At 70.1% G+C, this 12,723-nt stretch carries 12 protein-coding genes; 5 read left to right on the top strand and 7 right to left on the bottom strand.

The window, feature by feature from the left end:
• Nucleotides 1-4: 4 nt before the first annotated feature.
• Complete coding sequence (locus ACIBK1_RS03660) at nt 5-1,441, bottom strand: aldehyde dehydrogenase (RefSeq protein WP_030510992.1); 1,437 nt, start codon at nt 1,439-1,441, stop codon at nt 5-7.
• A 127-nt stretch (nt 1,442-1,568) separates the two neighbouring features.
• Between ACIBK1_RS03660 and ACIBK1_RS03665 the strand changes: the two genes are divergently transcribed.
• Nucleotides 1,569-2,231, top strand: coding sequence for a TetR/AcrR family transcriptional regulator (locus ACIBK1_RS03665; protein ID WP_030510991.1), 663 nt, complete (start codon nt 1,569-1,571; stop codon nt 2,229-2,231).
• Between the two features lie 569 nt (nt 2,232-2,800).
• Here the strand turns inward: ACIBK1_RS03665 and ACIBK1_RS03670 are convergent.
• The 3 genes from ACIBK1_RS03670 to ACIBK1_RS03680 form a co-directional block, all read right to left on the bottom strand.
• A complete protein-coding gene (locus tag ACIBK1_RS03670; RefSeq protein WP_396732025.1) occupies nt 2,801-5,251 on the bottom strand; it encodes a hypothetical protein in 2,451 nt (816 codons plus the stop codon).
• A gap of 27 nt (nt 5,252-5,278) precedes the next feature.
• Nucleotides 5,279-5,674 carry a hypothetical protein gene (locus tag ACIBK1_RS03675; RefSeq protein WP_036408343.1) on the bottom strand — a complete coding sequence of 132 codons (396 nt, stop codon included), beginning with the start codon at nt 5,672-5,674 and terminating at the stop codon, nt 5,279-5,281.
• A 790-nt stretch (nt 5,675-6,464) separates the two neighbouring features.
• The gene (locus ACIBK1_RS03680; protein ID WP_396732028.1) at nt 6,465-8,156 is read right to left on the bottom strand and encodes a hypothetical protein; all 1,692 of its coding nucleotides are present in this window, start codon (nt 8,154-8,156) and stop codon (nt 6,465-6,467) included.
• 143 nt (nt 8,157-8,299) lie between these two features.
• Between ACIBK1_RS03680 and ACIBK1_RS03685 the strand changes: the two genes are divergently transcribed.
• Nucleotides 8,300-9,013 (top strand): Type 1 glutamine amidotransferase-like domain-containing protein, encoded by a 714-nt coding sequence (locus ACIBK1_RS03685; protein ID WP_396732031.1) that lies wholly within the window; start codon nt 8,300-8,302, stop codon nt 9,011-9,013.
• Between the two features lie 72 nt (nt 9,014-9,085).
• Here the strand turns inward: ACIBK1_RS03685 and ACIBK1_RS03690 are convergent, their stop codons facing one another.
• Nucleotides 9,086-9,730 (bottom strand): winged helix-turn-helix transcriptional regulator, encoded by a 645-nt coding sequence (locus ACIBK1_RS03690; protein WP_030510986.1) that lies wholly within the window; start codon nt 9,728-9,730, stop codon nt 9,086-9,088.
• Nucleotides 9,731-9,798: 68 nt separating this feature from the next.
• Between ACIBK1_RS03690 and ACIBK1_RS03695 the strand changes: the two genes are divergently transcribed.
• Nucleotides 9,799-10,521 carry a hypothetical protein gene (locus ACIBK1_RS03695; RefSeq protein ID WP_396732035.1) on the top strand — a complete coding sequence of 241 codons (723 nt, stop codon included), beginning with the start codon at nt 9,799-9,801 and terminating at the stop codon, nt 10,519-10,521.
• Nucleotides 10,522-10,635: 114 nt separating this feature from the next.
• Here the strand turns inward: ACIBK1_RS03695 and ACIBK1_RS03700 are convergent, their stop codons facing one another.
• Nucleotides 10,636-11,121 carry a peroxiredoxin family protein gene (locus tag ACIBK1_RS03700; RefSeq protein ID WP_030510984.1) on the bottom strand — a complete coding sequence of 162 codons (486 nt, stop codon included), beginning with the start codon at nt 11,119-11,121 and terminating at the stop codon, nt 10,636-10,638.
• Nucleotides 11,122-11,222: 101 nt separating this feature from the next.
• Between ACIBK1_RS03700 and ACIBK1_RS03705 the strand changes: the two genes are divergently transcribed.
• Nucleotides 11,223-11,897 (top strand): RNA polymerase sigma factor, encoded by a 675-nt coding sequence (locus ACIBK1_RS03705; RefSeq protein WP_357312679.1) that lies wholly within the window; start codon nt 11,223-11,225, stop codon nt 11,895-11,897.
• Complete coding sequence (locus ACIBK1_RS03710; protein ID WP_396723555.1) at nt 11,894-12,118, top strand: hypothetical protein; 225 nt, start codon at nt 11,894-11,896, stop codon at nt 12,116-12,118. The genes ACIBK1_RS03705 and ACIBK1_RS03710 overlap by 4 nt, the downstream gene beginning before the upstream one ends.
• 7 nt (nt 12,119-12,125) lie before the next feature.
• On the opposite strand, the gene ACIBK1_RS03715 is transcribed toward ACIBK1_RS03710, so the two are convergent.
• Complete coding sequence (locus ACIBK1_RS03715) at nt 12,126-12,698, bottom strand: TetR/AcrR family transcriptional regulator (protein WP_396732039.1); 573 nt, start codon at nt 12,696-12,698, stop codon at nt 12,126-12,128.
• Between the last annotated feature and the right edge of the window lie 25 nt (nt 12,699-12,723).

A 12,723-nucleotide genomic window follows, 5' to 3' on the forward strand; every position in this document is an offset into this window, starting at 1 on the left:
GTCCTCAGGCGGCGATGGTTTTGTACTCGACGTACTGGGCGAGGCCGGCGACGCCGAACTCGCGGCCGATGCCGCTGCTCTTGTAGCCGCCGAAGGCGCCGTCGTAGGTCGGGGCGGCGCCGTTGACGGTCATCCACCCGGTACGGATCCTGCGGGCGACCTCGATGCCGTGCTCCCGGTCGGCGGCCCACACGCCACCGCCGAGGCCGTACTCGGAGTCGTTGGCGATGCGGACGGCGTCGTCCTCGTCGTCGAACGGGATGACGACCAGGACGGGGCCGAAGATCTCCTCGCGGGCGATCCGCATGTCGCTGTCGACATCGGCGAACAGCGTCGGACGGACGTAGTACCCGCCCTCCAGCCCGTCAGGGGTCTCGAGTCCGCCGGTCACCATCCGGGCGCCTTCGGCGACGCCGAGTTCGATGTAGGAGCGCACCCGCTGCTGCTGGTCGGCGCGGACCATCGGCCCGATGAAGGTCTCGGGGTCGGAGGGGTCGCCGACCCGGACGTCCTCCATCATGGCGGCCAGCGCCGCGACGACCTCCTCGTAGCGGCTGCGCGGGGCGAGGATGCGGGTGTGGGCCACGCAGTTCTCGGCGTTGTTGCCCAGCGACAGGGCCCTAAGGCCTGCCACGACCGCCGTCAAGTCGGCGTCCTCAAGGATGATTGAGGCGGACTTTCCGCCCAGCTCCAGGCTGACCCGCTTGAGCTGCTCCCCGGCGACGGAGGCGATGCGCCGGCCGGCCGCGGTGGAGCCGGTGAAGGCGATCTTGTCGACGCCGGGATGGGCGACCAGGTACTCGCTGGTCTCGCGGCCCGCTGGCAGGATGCTCACCACTCCCTCGGGCAGCCCGGCCGCGTCGAAGACCTCGGCGAGCGCCAGGGCGTCCAGCGCCGTCTCCGGGGAGGCCTTCAGGACGACCGTGCAGCCGGCGAGCAGCGCGGGAACCAGCTTGACCAGGGCCGACTGGTGTGGAGCGTTCCACGGGATCACCGCCGCCACCACGCCGACGGGTTCCCGGCGCAGCCGCGTCGTGGCGTCGCCGACGGCGCCCACCTCCTCCTCCCAGCCGATAGCGGCGGCGGCGCGCACGTACGCCTCCGTCATCTCCGGGAGGGACTGCAGGTGCGTCCAGCGGGTGAACCACAGCGGCGAGCCGTTCTCGGCGGTGACCAGGGCCGCGAACTCCTCGGCGCGGACCGCGTAGAGCTTGGAGAACCGCTCCACGACGGCGCTCCGTTCCTGCGGGCTCATCCGGGGCCAGGGGCCCTCGTCGAACGCCCGGCGGGCGGCGGCGACCGCCCGGTCGACGTCGGCGGGGGCGGCGTGCGGCGCGGTCCCGACCAGTGAGCGGTCGTGCGGGGAACGCACCTCCAGGACATCCGCGGTGGCCGGGGCGACCCACTGGCCGCCGACGTACAGGTTCGGGTAAGTGATCACGGAAATACTCCTCATATAGGTGTCCATCGGACCGTTATGACTATAGCGGTCCAGTGGACACGTATCAAGTGTCCGATGGACCGCTAATGTGGGAGCTGCCATGATCCGCGGTGCGCGAGGAGGTTCGATGGACGAGGTGGAGGCACCGTCCTTCCAGCGGGCCAGGCGGCCCGAGCACCGGGAGCTCCGCAAGCAGGAGATCCTGGACGCCGCGGAGGCGCTGCTGGCCGAGATGCCCGCCGACGAGATCAGCCTCCGGGAGCTGGGGCGCCGGCTCGGGGTGTCCAAGACGCATGTGGTGCGCTATTTCGAGAGCCGGGAGGGCGTCTTCCTAGGGCTGCTCGCCAGGCTCCGGCTGGCCTGGCTCGACGCGCTGGCGGACGAGTGGCCGGCCGCGCCGTGCGAGCCCGACCAGGTGATGCGGGCCTGGGCCGATTCGCTCGCCGCCCGGCCGGTCCTGTGCCAACTGTGGAGCCTGCTGCCGAGCGTCCTGGAGCGGAACGTCTCCGCCGACACCGTACGCATCTACAAACTCGTCGACCTGGAACACCGCACCAGGCTGGCGAAGCTGGTCAGGGACCGGGTGCCGGCCCTCACCGCGGACGCCGCGCTCACCCTGACGGAGTACGCCGTCGTCTCACTGGTGGGCCTGTGGCCGTTCAGCAACCCGACCCCGACCGTCGTCGAGGCCACGGCCGACCCCCGGCTCGCGGGCTCCCGGGTGGACTTCGCCACCATGTACGGAGAGATCCTTCAGACCACGCTCGCCGGCCTGCTCACCCGTGCATGAAGCGGGTGCCCGAGTGGTCCTTGGGGCCCGTGGCCATCTGCTTCAGGCACCCTTAGGGAAGGCGTGCTTCTTGCCGCCGATCACGGCTACGCAGGCGGCGACCAGGAGCACCAACGACGCCCAAGTGATCGAAGCGGTGCCCAGATCCGCAATCAGGACCCGGCACGGGATATATGCGGGATGACCTTCGCCGTTATGTGGCTTTGCGCAAGCATTTCACCAGGTCAGAGCCACTGATGAGGCAGAAATCGTAGCGCTCTTGAAAACCGCTAGGCCGGGTGACCGGTCTCGTGGGTTCGAATCCCACGCTCTCCGCTCAACCAGCCCAAACGGCGTCTGACCAGCGGTTTCGCTCGGGTCAGACGCCGTCGCTCGTTCCGGCCATGCGCAGCTGTACGCCACCCTGAGCAGCTCTCGGCCGCTATTCGCGGGATAAACGCGGAATGATCTTGTCGGTATTTCCGCACGTCGTGGGTGTCGCAGGCCGGGGCAGCGCTAATCCGCCCACAGGCCTCCCCAGCTACCGCCTCCCAGACGGGAGCCTCGCCTGACACCCCCGGCAACTGCACTCATCGGGTCAAGACGTTGCGCTCAGTGCCCTGTCCGAACGGACTGGTGGATTCTATGTCGATCCGGTCGCCGCCCGCGCTGACCTTCACGGCCGTCGCGGCGGCCCACTTGGACACGCAGTTCTGGCCGTTCTGGCCGTGGATCCAGAGAACCTCCGTGCCCGCGTAGTTGGGGTCGGCTCCGCGTATGCGCAGGGTGAGATCTCCGGTATGGAACACGCAGCGCGATATCGGCTCGACCACATCGGCGAGCGAGTAGCCATCCCATCCTCCACGGACCGGGCGCAGCTCGAAGCTCCCGCTACCCCACTTCCACGCCCCGCTCAGGTCCCTGCCGGTCACCTGGAGGCGGGCGGGGGCGCGACGGTCCTGGCTACGGCCCGTGGCGACGATCTCGAGATCGCCGGGGGTGCCGGGCGCGGTCGCCTCAAGGGAGGCGACGCCGGCCTGCGCGGCGACGGTGCCGAGTGAGGCACCGTCGAGGGTGAACGTGACCGGCTCGCCATCGTCGAACCCGCGCGCCGAAACCGTGAACTTCCCACCGGCGGCGACGCTGGGCGGCGACAGCGTAAGTGCGATGACCGAGACGGTCTCATGCGCGGACCGTCCGGAGACGCTACCCGTCGCGGTGATCGTGTACGACCCGGGAGCGGTTCCTGGCGTGATGTCGCGCGCGGCCGCGCCCTGGGCGTCGGCGGTGGCCGTCGCGGGCTGCCCGGATCCAGCGGGACCCGACCAGACGAATGCCACAGGCTCGCCCGGCGAGAATCCGGTGGCTCGCGCGGTCACCGCCTGCCCGGCGGAAACGGAGCTCGCGGAGAGCTTCAGCCCGGCGTCAGGGGGCGGCCTTTGTGGGCTGGGCGTGACCGTTTCCGGTGAGCGCGAAGGCGAAGGCGAAGGCGGGGGTGAAGGTGAGGACGGATGCGTCGTGACCGGCTGACCGGTGTCGGAAAGGGGCGGCACGACCGGCTGACTGGGGTTGTAGATGGTCGGCGTGACATAGGCTGCAGGGCTGGAACTCGGATGCGTTGTCGCGACGCTCACCCCGATTACCCCCAGGGTCGCCACCGTCGCGGCGGTGACCACCGCGATGGCGATCGACTGGACGCTGACGATACCGGCTCCCGTCTTACCGCCGAGCGTACCGATGGCGGCACCCGCCCCTGCGCCGCCGACTGTGAGACCGGCCGCCAGACCGAGGGCACGTTTCCTGGTGTTCTCCTCACTCTGGAAATAGGCCAGGTCATCAGCCGCACCGACCCGCGCGGCGGCCTGCGCGCCAAGGTCCAGCACTCGACCCCACGCGCCCCACCGCAGCGACCGGCCGAGCGCCGCCGCCACTGTGCGGGCCAAGATCCGCGCTGGGTCGTACGCTTCCCGTGCCATTGCCAGCTCGAGAACACCTATTACCGCCGGGGCGCTCCCGACGATCTGCCCGCGCGTGGCGGTGGCGGCCCAGGCGGCCAGGTTGGAGGCGTACACGGCGGCATCGAACTGCTCGTGCGCGCTGTCATCGGACCGAACGACGGCACCGCCCGAGTGGTCCACCAGCCGGAGCCGCGTCAGCGTGGCGATCGCGCCGCCCGCGGACGCGATCCCGGCCAGGGCCGCGAGCAGCCTCGGCGTCACTGGTCGGCCGGGCAGTGCGCCGAGCACCCGGTAGACGGCCAGCGCGTCCAGGTCCAGCGAAGCCGCCAGGACCGAACGGGGATCGGCACCGATCTCACCCGTCAGCGCGAGCACGGCAGCCGCCTGGAGCAGCAGCCGAGGGTGCCCGCCTGAGCGGCGGCACAGATCGCGGGCGGCCACTGCCTGCGCGGGCGTAAGCGGAATCCCGGCCTGGTGGGTGACCAGGGCCATCGCGGCCACTTCCGGCAGACCGCGCAGTTCAAGGTAGTAGCTGTCCTCAACCAAACCTCGTGCGGACGACCCGATCAGCAGGCTGCTCGCGGGTGTCGCGTCGAGCAAGGCGGCCAGGTCGCCGGGAGGACCATCGAAGTCGTCGACCACGATCAGCGCCCGGACCATGCCCATCAGCCGCCGCAGCCGCATCGGCGAGGGCCGATGGTCGGGACTGTCGTAGCAGACCTCAAACAGCTCCTGCACGAGATCCTCGGCCGGTCGCCCTGCACCGGACAGGAACACCACGTCGTCACCGGCCGCGCGCCGGTCGGCGGCGATCCGGCGTAACAGCGCCGACTTGCCGATACCGGGTACCCCGTGCACCTGCACCAACGCGCCCGGCGTACGCAACCACCTGTCGATCTGCGCCAGTTCGCCGTCGCGCCCCCACAGCACACCCGCAAGCAGCGGATCGGAAGGGGCGGGGCGCCGCGCTACGTCCGGCACAGACCCGCCTGGCTCGACCCGTGAGGCCCGGTCGGCGTAATAGGTGACGACGTTGCCGTCGCCGACAATCACCACACCGTAGACGTCGCCCCCGATGTCCACCTGGTGCCCCATTTAAAGCCCTCTCGATCAAGGCTTATGTATCACCCGAAATGTCGCGTTATTGTTCGACCCCGCGATGATCTGGCCCGAAACGTTGCCGCCGACGTGTATGTTTATCGAGCCCGTGTCTCCGAGTCCGGCCACGAGTGCCTCGATTTCGGCCACGCTTTCCGGGTAGTTCTCCAGTAGCGCCTGAATCCGACCCTGAAGGTGTCCGGCCACGACCGACGCTGGAATCGCCTCAGCGCGGACCGCCCCCGCCGCCTCGTCGAGTTCGTCTAGCTCACGCTGCTCCTGGTCCTGGTTGCCACGGCTGAGCAGCCGAGCCACCTTTGCCCGCACACCCGCCCACCCGTCGGTGACCATAGCCTGAACGAGCGCCTGACCCGCGGTGGCGGCCAATGCCATCGCCGCAATATCCACGGTAGGTCCTCCTTGGTATGACTACTACGTAGAACATACGGGTCCACGAAAGGCCCCGATAGAGGGCTATCCCTGTATTAGTTATGCGGCACCGAGAGAACAAAGCTGAAGAAATGAATCAGGACGAGACTCTCGGTGGCGCAGGCGGACGCAGCCACGGGGAATGCAGCACCATCATGAGCTGGCCCAGTCGCCGGAACACCGCTCCGGTCACCGGGCCACGAGCCGGGCCATGATCGGCCGATGGCGGCAGGGGTGTGGTCGAACCGCTCGCGCCGCTGGGCGCTGCGGGTGCCTTGAAGTAGCTTTCCAGTCTCCGCGTCCAGGGACGCCATAGGGTGCCCGGCCTTGGGCTTCAGGGCGTCGATGACGATCCGGCCGCCGAGCTGGAGAACCGTCTGCGCGACCTTGGCGTGCCCGGTTGCCGGGTCCAGATCATCCCGTCACAGAGCGCACGGGTCACCACGGCGTAGGCCCCGCAGCGGCACGATCCAGTACAGCTGGACGCGGCCGGTCATCTTCGGCCGGGTCCAAGAATGTCCGCACCTGCCCGGGTGGAATTCAGCGCCAGGACGACGACGAGGAAACGGTCAGCAAGGAGAAAAAGCCTCCACCCCTCGCCGATCGATAGAGCCGTGCGTGTCCTGCTCATGAGGGTGTCGTATTGGGAAGGCCGATCTATGCGTCGTCCGCACCCCTCCCCTGCTGTTCAGGCCGTTGAGATCGGCCTTGTCGGCCGTTACGGCTCCCTTTCCGGGGGAGTTGTTGAAGACCGCCTTGGCGTCGGGTGTCAGGTGGGTGGCTGCGGGGGTGGGAGATGCACGAGGCGGGCGGCCCAGGACAGGGCGGCGGTGAGGCGGCGCCGGCGTTGCTCGAACAGGGCCGGATTGGCGTCGCGCGCCGGGGTGAGCAGGGGCTGTTGCCCGGCGATCAGCGCGGCGTGGCCTGTGGCATGCGGTCCCTGGCCGGTGTCCGGTGCGGGGCCGCCTTCGGCGTGTAGGGCGACGAGCCAGAGGTGGTGGTCGAGCCAGGGGTCGCCGATCGCCGCCGACGCCCAGTCGGCCAGTACCAGGCGGCCGTCGTGGCACCAGAGGTTCGCCGCGCGTACGTCACGGTGGATCAGGCTGCCCCCCTCGATGGGTGCCTCGGCGGCCGCGGCATGGAGCGTGTCCAGGTGTTCGGCCAGCCACCGGCGCGAACATACGCTCATGCGCAGCAGGCGGGCCGGGTCGGCGGCGATGGCTTCCCAGGGGTTGGACGCCTCCCGCAACACTGGCACACCGGACGGTGCGGGCAGCGTGTGCACCTCGTGGAGCAGCTTCCTGGTGGCTGTGACCAGGGGTGCGGTCCAATGGCGGACCCAGTGGTCCTGCTCCAGCATTTCCAGTACGAGCATCGGTATCGGCTCACGCGTGCTCGCCAGCAGCCGCGGCAGGAATGGGCGGTCGCCCAGTGCCTCGTACACCGCTTGCTCGACACCGAGCTCGGCGCGGTCGGCAGGCGCGGCGGCCTTGACGAACACGGAACCGCCACCGGCACGGTCGGCGATTCGCGCCACGGACCTGCTGTGCCCGCCCGTGACCGGTCGCAGGTTCGTGATCTCGCAGCCGAGCGCGCGGCCGGCCGAGGTGGCGATGCCGGCGTCGGTTGCCTGCCCGGTGGTCACGGGCCGGCCGGACACGCGCGACAGCAGCAGTTCGACCACCGGTTCGTTGGCGCGGCGGACCGCCTGCCTGCTGCCTGGGTCTGGACGGCCGAGCGACTCGGTGACCAGGCGCCATATCAGGGCGCGCAGCAACAACTGGTCGATGTCGTCCTCGCCGGCCAGTTCGTCGAGGATGCTCGGTGGTGCGGCGGACCAGGCCAGCAGGTCCACGGCAGCGACCGCCAAGGCGTAGCCCGCCGGCCGCCAGCTCGGTGAGAAGTCGATGACCGCCGGCGGCTGCCCAGCCGCGAACAACACGTTGCCCGCGATGTCACAGTGCACGAGCTGGCTGGGCAGCCGTACCGGCCGAGTGGCGGCCCGCAGGCCCTCCACCAGATCCGACAGTTCCGGCGCCAGCTCGACCTCGGCCTGGTCCCATGCCACTCGTTCGGCCACCGCCCAGCGGTTTCTGCCGCGTCCCAGCCAGCCCGGTGCAGGGACCCCGGCGAGGGCCGCGTGGAAAGCCCGGCCGGCCGCGACGAGCTCCGGCCACCGGGCCACGGGGTCCGGCTCGCCCTCGACAGTGGTCCACGCCGCCCACCCGCCGGCGACCCACGAGCCGTCGGCCGCGCGCACGGGCAGGGGCACCCGGAAACCCGGACCCTGCAGATCGGCGAACACCTCGGCGAGCCACGACGCCACCGCCGGCCGCGGGGCGGGCTTGAGCACCAGTTCGCCCGCCTGCCAGCAGGTGCCGGCCCCGCCGGGCAACAGCCGCGCGGGGCCGGATGCGACTCCGAAAGCCGCGCGCACCTCTACCGGCAGATCATCGGACACCCCGCCACCCTCCACACCGGCTCGCGCCGGTGTCAATCGAAATACCGCCTCTCTGCCGGGCCCCTCGACTCGGCGGACCCGCCGCAGGTGCGTAGGTTGCTACACCGGTCGGTCAGCTTTCATGAGCACAAGGAGTACGCCCCATGACTCACACCCGAAGAATCGCCCTGCTCGGCGGCGGCTTCTCCGACGACCCCGACACTCTGCTGGACGACTTCGTCCTCGCGACAACGGGAAAGGAGCGCCCGAAGGTCTGCTTCGTTCCGACGGCCAGCGGAGACTCGGCGGGATACGTCGACCGCTTTTACGCCGCCTTCTCCTCCCTGGACTGCGTGCCCACCCACCTCTCACTGTTCCGCCGCGAGCACCGCGACCTGCGCGCCTTGATCCTGTCGCAGGATGTGGTGTACGTCGGGGGAGGCAACACCGCCAACCTGATCGCGGTCTGGCGCCTACATGGATTGGACGAGGTTCTGCGCGAGGCGTACGAGGCCGGAGTGCTGCTCTGCGGAATCAGCGCGGGCGCGGCCTGCTGGTTCGACGCCTGCCTCACCGACTCGTTCGGCCCGATGAGCCCTCTCCTGGACGGTCTGGGACTGATCGACGGAAGCTTCTGCCCCCACTACGACGCGGAGGCCGAGCGGCGGCCCGCCTTCCTGAGCGCGGTGGCCGACGGCACCCTGCCCGGCGGCTGGGCCCTCGACGACGGCGCGGCCGCCCTCTTCACGGACGGAGTCCTCACCGAGGCCGTCTCACGGGTGCCCGGCGCCGCTGTCCACCGGGTCACCGCCACCGCCCACGGCACGGCCACGGAGACCGCCTCCCCGGTCCGGCTCCTGACTCCGGCCGGCGCGTGATGGATGAACCATAGGCCCTGGTCGGCCGGCTCCGGCCGCCGCGTCCACCCGTGAGGATCGGACGTCCCCCGGTCAGCGTTCCTTGTCGAAAAGCCGGAAGAACCGCTGGGCCGCGTCCGCGTCACCGCTCAACTGCACGTCGCCGGCGTCGGCCGCCGCGGCCACCGTGAGGCCGGTGAAGATCAGGGCCCGCAGCGTACGGACATCGGCGCGCACCGTCGCATGCACCTCCGCCTGTCCGCCGCGGACCACGGTCACCCCGGACGGCGTGGCGGTGACCTCGAACGCGTCGACGCCCACGACCAGCCGGACCGCCAGCGCCGGGGTCTCCGGGGCGGGCGGCCGGTAGAAGACCTTGAGAAGCAGCATGAACGCGTCGGTGCTCATCTCGGCGCCGTCCAGTGTCGCCCGGCGCGCACCCCAGCGGGACAGTTCGATCAGCACCGGTTCGAGGGCCCGGCCGCTGTCGGTCAGCTCGTAGGCCCGGGCGCTGACCGGCGGCCCGAGCTCCACCCGGCGGACCACCCCTTCGTCCTCCAGCTCGCGCAGGCGCTGGCTGAGCACGTTCTGGCTGGCGTTGGGGAGGGCGTTGCGCAGGTCGCGAAACCTCTTCGGGCCGAAGACCAGCTCCCGCACGACGTGCAGGGCCCATCGCTCGCCGACGACGTCGAGCGCGAGGGCGGTGCCGCATCCGTCTCCATAACTTCGCTGTGACACAGGTCGAATTTACTTCAGGACCGATCGATCCTAATTTAGGAGCAATAGGTGCGACGTTAGGAGTAAGGATGGACGCACTGCTCGCCCGCGTCATGGAGGCCCACGGTGGACTCGAACGCTGGAAGAACCTGTCGACCCTCACCGCCCGCATCACCGCCGGCGGTCCCTTCTGGGAGTTCAAGGGTCATGCCGACTTCGCCGGCGACGACGTCGTGGAGGTGAGCCTCCAGAAGGAGCGCGTCGTCCATCGCCGGCCCGCGACCGGCCGTACGGTCGTGTACGACGGCGAGTCGGACCGGGTGACCGTCACCGGGCCGGACGGCGAGGTGCTGGCCGATCTGTCCGAGCCGCGGTCCACCTTCGACGGCTACAGGCAGGACACGCCGTGGAACCTGGGCCAGATCGCGTACTTCCGCGGCTATGCCGTCTGGCATTACCTCGTCGAGCCGTACGTCTTCACCTGGCCCGGGGTCGAGGCGCACGAGGTGGAGCCGTGGACCGAAGCCGGCGAGAAGTGGCGGGTGCTGAGCGTCACCTATCCGCCGTCGATCCACACGCACAACGCGACCCAGCTGTACTACTACGACGACTCCGGGCTGTTGCGACGGATGGACTACCAGCCCGACGTGAACGGCCGGACCGAGGTGGCGCACTACATCCGGGCGCATGAGGTGGTGGACGGCATTCCCGTCCCGGTCAAGCGGCACATCCACCGGCGCAACGAGGACGGCACGCCGGACCTCTCCTGGGCTCCCATCACCGTCGACATCTCGAACATCACGATCAGCTGAGGGAGCCGTCCCGGGGCCGCCGGGGACCCGGCCGAGCAGCGGGGACCGGGACGGGCAGGCCGGTGGCGGGCTGGCCTGCCCGTGTCATCTCGCCCGTCGCCTGTTATGGCGGGTTCAGGCGGCGGGCGAGTGCTCCTTGATGTAGCGGATCAGGCCGACGACGTCGTCGGGGACGAGACGGCCGATCGCGCCGCTGGAGTAGACGCTGACGACGACCCGGCCTTCGGGGTCGAGCACGAAGCCGGTCGACTGGACATACCTGGGGTCGTCGTTGACGAAGGCGCCGGTCGCGCGGGCCAGCAGGTCGGGGTCGGCGCTGTGACCGACCGGGAAGTCCAGCCGGAGCGTGGTGGCCAGCTCCTCCGTGGTGGCCTCGTCGTCCACCGACAGGGCCACCACCTTGGCTTCCACACCGCTGAGGGTGTCCAGCGACCGCTGGAAGGCGCGCAGCTGCGCCTTGCAGTAGGGGCACCACGAACCCCGATAGAAGAGCACGACGCCGAAGCTTCCGGCGAGCGCGCCGGGCAGGTGCAGGGTCTCCCCGCCGGGAAGGTCGACGGCCAGATCGGGAAAGCGGTCGCCGGGCTGGAGCAGTGTCATGTCGATGTCCCTGTCGTCTCGGAAATCGGGTTTGTCACTGTCTTCGCGTCACCGTCGGCCGAGGTCTTACCTTCCGGGGGCGGTCAAATAGCATCGGACGTATGGCGGCGGATCCCGGCCTCGGGGAGAACCAGGCCACCTCCACCCTCGCCTCGGTCGATGCGGAGTCGGCCGAGTGGCTGCGTACGCTCGGCGGCGCCCGAGCGGAGCGGGAGGCGGCCGTGGAACGGCTGCACGCGATCCTGCTGCGCGTGGCGGGCAACGAGGTGCGCAGGCGTGCCCCGCGACTGCGCCTGTCCGGACCCGAGTTGGACGACGTGGCTCACCAGGCCGCGGCCGACGCCCTGCTTGCCCTGATCGCCAAGCTTGGCCAGTTCCGCGGGGAGAGCCGGTTCACCACCTGGGCCTACAAGTTCGCCGTGCTGGAGGTGTCGGTCAAGCTCGGGCGCCACTTCTGGCGTGATCCGGGGGTGCCGCTGGAGGGCGAGGACTGGGAGCGCCTGCCGGGCAGGTTCGGGTTCGACCCGGCGGAACGCCTCGAGTGGCGGGATCTGGTCGCCGCGCTGCGCCGTGCCGTGGACGAGGAACTCACCGAACGGCAGCGCCAGATCTTCGTCGCGATCGTGCTCAAGGGCGTCCCGCCGGACGCTCTGGCCGTCGAGCTGGGCACGAACCGCAACGCCGTTTACAAGACGATGTTCGACGCCAGGCGGAAGCTGCGCGCCGCGCTCGTCGCCCGGGGTTATCTGGACATCGGCACTTCGAGGCGGTCATGAACGGCTGGGACGAGCTCGACCGGTTCCTGCGCACGGACCCGCGCGACGTGGGCTGCGAGAAGGCGATCGACCTGCTCCACGTGTACGTCGAACTCGTGACCCAGCACCCGGATGCCGCACAGCGGCGATATCCGGGGATCGCCGCGCATCTGCGCGCCTGCGGTCCCTGCAACGAGGACTTCGAAGGTCTGCTGGCCGCGGTGTCCGGCACCTTGGGCTAGCGCGCGGCTAACTGCGCAACGCGTGGAGACAGAGGTCGACCACGGTGTCGGCGTACGCGGCGTCCAGGGGCTGGCCCGACACCAGCAGGCGATAGTGCAGCGGCGCGAAGACGAGGTCGAGAGCCGTGTCCGGATCGACGTCGGCGCGGACGGCCCCGGCCCGCTGCGCCTCGCGCAGCGCCTGCCGTACGGGTGCCCGCCGGGGCTCGAACCACTGCTCCGCCATGGCACGGGCCAGGTCGGGGTCGGTCTGCGCGGCGCCGATCAGTTCGCGTAGCCGGCTTCCCCCGGCCCCGTCCACGTACAGGGTGAGGAATCCGTGCGCGTAGGCGCGCAGGATCGCGGCGAAGTCGCCGCCGGCGGGGAAGGGGCCGATGCTCACCTTGTCGAGGAACGCCTCGAAGACGACCGCCCCCTTGGAGGGCCACCAGCGGTAGAGCGTCTGCCGCCCCACCCCCGCCCTGGCGGCGATGCCGCCCATGGTGACCGACTGGTAGCCGTTCTCCACGAACAGCGCGTACGCGGCGTCGAGGATCGCCCGCCAGGACTCCTGGCTGCGGCGGGCGGGATCGGCGGGCATGGGCACACTGTAGCCGAGGAAGAGA

Origin of the sequence: Microbispora rosea (assembly GCF_044460045.1) — a bacterium.
In the GTDB taxonomy this organism is placed as follows: Bacteria; Actinomycetota; Actinomycetes; order Streptosporangiales; family Streptosporangiaceae; genus Microbispora; species Microbispora rosea.

Bases quoted from the DNA above. Each gene is read 5' to 3' on its own strand.
- ACIBK1_RS03665 (WP_030510991.1), top strand. From the start codon at position 1,569: ATGGACGAGGTGGAGGCACCGTCCTTCCAGCGGGCCAGGCGGCCCGAG.
- ACIBK1_RS03685 (WP_396732031.1), top strand. From the start codon at position 8,300: ATGACTCACACCCGAAGAATCGCCCTGCTCGGCGGCGGCTTCTCCGAC.
- ACIBK1_RS03695 (WP_396732035.1), top strand. From the start codon at position 9,799: ATGGACGCACTGCTCGCCCGCGTCATGGAGGCCCACGGTGGACTCGAA.
- ACIBK1_RS03700 (WP_030510984.1), bottom strand. From the start codon at position 11,121: ATGACACTGCTCCAGCCCGGCGACCGCTTTCCCGATCTGGCCGTCGAC.
- ACIBK1_RS03705 (WP_357312679.1), top strand. From the start codon at position 11,223: ATGGCGGCGGATCCCGGCCTCGGGGAGAACCAGGCCACCTCCACCCTC.
- ACIBK1_RS03710 (WP_396723555.1), top strand. From the start codon at position 11,894: ATGAACGGCTGGGACGAGCTCGACCGGTTCCTGCGCACGGACCCGCGC.
- ACIBK1_RS03715 (WP_396732039.1), bottom strand. From the start codon at position 12,698: ATGCCCGCCGATCCCGCCCGCCGCAGCCAGGAGTCCTGGCGGGCGATC.